The sequence below is a fragment of the Eubacterium sp. AF15-50 genome, assembly GCF_934835595.1.
GTDB lineage: Bacteria > Bacillota > Clostridia > Lachnospirales > Lachnospiraceae > Eubacterium_G > Eubacterium_G segne.
In genome coordinates, this window is the sequence record NZ_CAKVZL010000113.1 from 2,016 (window position 1) to 5,825 (window position 3,810).

Annotated in this window: 3 protein-coding genes and 1 pseudogene (1 of these 4 cut by a window edge); all 4 read left to right on the forward strand. The window is 36.1% G+C overall.

The genetic code is table 11. The annotated features are described in order from the left end of the window. A pseudogene (proB, locus tag Q5O73_RS09810) lies at positions 1–612 on the forward strand (glutamate 5-kinase) (it extends 202 nt beyond the left edge of the window). Positions 613–662: 50 nt separating this feature from the next. Next, positions 663–1,901 (forward strand): glutamate-5-semialdehyde dehydrogenase, encoded by a 1,239-nt coding sequence (locus Q5O73_RS09815; RefSeq protein WP_118589774.1) that lies wholly within the window; start codon positions 663–665, stop codon positions 1,899–1,901. 132 nt (positions 1,902–2,033) lie between these two features. Beyond that, positions 2,034–2,912, forward strand: coding sequence for a diacylglycerol kinase family protein (locus Q5O73_RS09820; protein ID WP_021952232.1), 879 nt, complete (start codon positions 2,034–2,036; stop codon positions 2,910–2,912). Positions 2,913–2,937: 25 nt separating this feature from the next. Continuing rightward, positions 2,938–3,810 (forward strand): citrate synthase (locus tag Q5O73_RS09825; RefSeq protein WP_302669594.1); only part of this gene is annotated, 873 nt, incomplete at its 3' end.

The window sequence follows — 3,810 nt, forward strand, 5'->3', positions numbered from 1 at the left end:
CTTAAGGAAAGACCGGTTACCACAGCAGGAAAGCAGGCAGCAGCTACTGTAGGACAATGTGAACTTATGTTTATGTATGACAAGATGTTTGGAGAATACGGTCATAAGGTGGGACAGTTCCTTGTTACAAAAAGAGATGTGGATAATTTGGAAAGCAGAGATAATCTTATAAATGCCTTTGAGAGAACCCTTGAATTTGGTGCTATACCGGTTATTAATGAAAATGACGTTGTAGCTGTAGAAGAAATAGTTTATGGTGACAATGATAATCTTTCAGCCATAGTGGCAAAGCTTATAAAGGCAGATGCTTTGTTTATACTTACAGATATAGATGGGTTGTATGATGCCAATCCGAATGAAAATGAATATGCAAGAATAATACCGGTTGTAGAGGAAATAACTGAGGGATTGTTTGAACTTGCCGGTGGAAAAGGCTCAAAATTTGGAACCGGTGGTATGATAACTAAACTTCAGGCGGCGCAGATTGCAACGGAAGCGGGAATAGATACTGTTATTATGAACGGTGGAGATCCGGAGAATTTATATAAAATATTAGAAGGACACCAGGTAGGAACCTTCTTCGTAGCAAAAGACAAAGAACAGTCACGCTAGGCATGGCTGTTTTTCTTTAATAAGAAATGTTAATAAAGGGAGGAAAAATAATGCTTACGGAATTAGGAAAGAAAGCAAAAGAAGCAGAAAAAACATTAATGATAGCTACCACGGAGCAGAAAAATAAGGCTCTAAAATACATTGCACAGGCATTAATTGAAAATGCAGATGAAATAATACAGGCAAATACCATTGATTTGGAAAATGGGAAAAATAATGGAATGTCAGAAGCAATGCTTGACAGATTAAAGTTAGACAAAGGCAGAATTAAAGGGATGGCAAAGGGCGTTGAGGATGTTGTTTTACTGCCGGATCCTGTGGGAAGGGTTTTAAGTGAAACTACAAGACCTAACGGACTTAACATAAAAAAGGTATCTACACCTTTAGGAGTTATAGGAGTTATATTTGAAGCAAGACCTAACGTAACCTCAGATGCGGCAGCTTTGTGCTTAAAGTCAGGAAACACCGTTATTTTACGTGGAGGAAAGGAAGCAATAAATTCTAACAGAATCATTGCTAAAACAATGAGAGAGGCTGTAAAAAAATCAGGTCTTAGTGAAGACGTTATACAGTTAGTGGAAGATACATCAAGGGAAAGCGCTAATGCCCTTATGCAAATGAATGAATATGTGGATGTGCTTATACCAAGAGGCGGTGCAGGACTGATACAGGCAGTTGTAAAAAATGCAACAGTTCCGGTAATTGAAACCGGAGTGGGAAACTGCCACATATATATTGATAAGGATGCCAATGTGGATATGGCAGCTGACATAGTATATAATGCCAAAACTAACAGGGTGTCAGTTTGTAATGCAGCAGAAAGTTTGCTTATACATAAGGATATTGCAAAGGAAGCATTGCCGAAAATAAAGGCAAAATTAGATGAAAAATCTGTGGAACTTTTTGGAGATGAGGAAGCAGTTGATATAGCGAAGGGAATAGAGAAGGCAACGGAAAGGGACTGGGGAACAGAATATCTTGACTACAAAATGTCTGTTAAAATAGTAAATTCCTTAGATGAAGCCGTGGATCATATTTATAAATACAGTACAGGTCACAGCGAATGTATAGTTACTGAAAATAAGGAAGCTGCTGAGGAGTTTTTAAACAAGGTAGATTCAGCAGCAGTTTATGTAAATGCCAGTACAAGATTTACTGACGGAGGAGAGTTCGGTTTTGGAGCAGAAATAGGTATTTCCACTCAGAAGCTTCATGCAAGAGGACCTATTGGATTGCCGGAATTGCAGTCTTTTAAATACAAGATATATGGCAACGGACAGGTGAGATAGTTTTACAATATATGTATATTGTCCCAAATAGATACAGGGAAGAATTGCAGTTCACAGTTTCTTAATTTTTAATTAATACAATGAAAGTAAAAATATTGTAGAATATTGAATAATTTATACGAAGGAGTATTCATGAAAAAAATATTATTTATTGTTAATCCGAAAGCCGGACTGAAGAAAAATAAGAATTTTATAGATGATGCTGTATGGGTTTTTGAAGAGGCAGGATACAAAGTAGGAATTAAATATACAAAACGAAGAGCAGACGGAACCAACATTGCCATAAAATACGGAAGTGAAGTAGACCTTGTGGTATGTATGGGAGGAGACGGAACATTAAATGAAGTAATTCAGGGATTGATTGAAGGAAATGTAAAAACACCTTTAGGATATATTCCGGCAGGTTCTACTAATGATTTTGCCAATAGTTTAGGATTAGAATCTGATCCTAAAAAGGCGGCTAAGTATATTATATCTAATGAGGCAAGACCTCTTGATATAGGAGATTTTAACGGACGACATTTTGTTTATACTGCATCAGCAGGAATTTTTACTAAGACCTCATATTCAACACCTCAGGAATTAAAAAACAGATTAGGACATTTTGCCTACATTCTTCGTGGTGCAAGAGAATTATTTCACATAAGAAAGTTACGCCTGAAAATTGAACTTGATGATAAAACCTATGTGGGAAAATATATTTTTGTGGCAATAAACAATGCTACAAAAGTAGGTGGCATAATGAAGTTAGACAAGGATTTAGTGGAATTTAACGATGGTGAATTTGAACTGATGCTTATTGAGTATCCAAGAGACTTTGCAGAGTTTGTAAGGCTTTGCGGTCAGGTACTTTTACAGAAATTTACAGGAAAAATCACTTTGGCACAGATAAAATCAGCAAGAATTACCGATTGCTCAGACATAGACTGGTCTCTTGACGGTGAGAAGGAAAAAGGAAGGGCAGTGGTAAACTTTAAGGTTTTACATGACGCTATTAACTTTATATATTAATAATTGAGAACAGAAAGGGGATTTTATGGCATTAAAGAGAGAAGATGTTAAATTATTTGCGGAAAATAAGGCAAAGGTGTGTAAAAATAATGACGGCGTAGACAGGGAGTTATTTACGGAATATGGTGTAAAAAGAGGACTTCGTGATTTAAATGGAAAGGGTGTATTAACAGGAATTACCAATATTTCAAGAGTTGAGTCTTCAGAAATAGTTAACGGAAAAAGTGTTCCCTGTGAAGGAAAATTGTATTTCAGAGGGTACAAAATCCAGGATTTAGTTAAGGGATTTATGGATGATAAAAGATTCGGTTTTGAAGAGGTAGCATATTTACTTCTTTTTGGTGAATTGCCTAATGAAGACGAGTTAAATGAATTTAAGGAAATGCTGGCATATTCCAGAAGGCTTCCAACAAATTTTGTAAGAGATGTTATTATGAAGGCACCTAGCGAGGATATTATGAATTCCCTTACAAGGAGTGTACTGACATTAGCTTCTTATGATAAAAACGTGTCAGATACATCATTAGAGAATGTAATAAGACAGTGCATTCAGTTAATAGCAGTGTTCCCTATGCTTTCAGTGTATGGATATCATGCATATAATCATTACAAGAAAAATCAAAGTTTATATATACATAGGCCAAAGGATGATTTGTCCACCAGCGAAAACTTATTAAGAATGTTAAGACCTAACAAAAAATATACGGAGTTAGAAGCAAAGGTTCTTGATTTAGCTTTAGTTCTCCATATGGAACATGGAGGCGGTAATAATTCAACCTTTACCACAAGAGTTGTTACATCATCAGGTTCTGATACATATTCAACTATAGCGGCGGCGTTGTCTTCCTTAAAGGGACCAAGACATGGAGGGGCTAATATTATGGTAGTTAAAATGTTT

Excerpts from the sequence above, each read along its gene's own strand:
- Q5O73_RS09815 (WP_118589774.1), top strand. The coding sequence starts at position 663 with ATGCTTACGGAATTAGGAAAGAAAGCAAAAGAAGCAGAAAAAACATTA.
- Q5O73_RS09820 (WP_021952232.1), top strand. The coding sequence starts at position 2,034 with ATGAAAAAAATATTATTTATTGTTAATCCGAAAGCCGGACTGAAGAAA.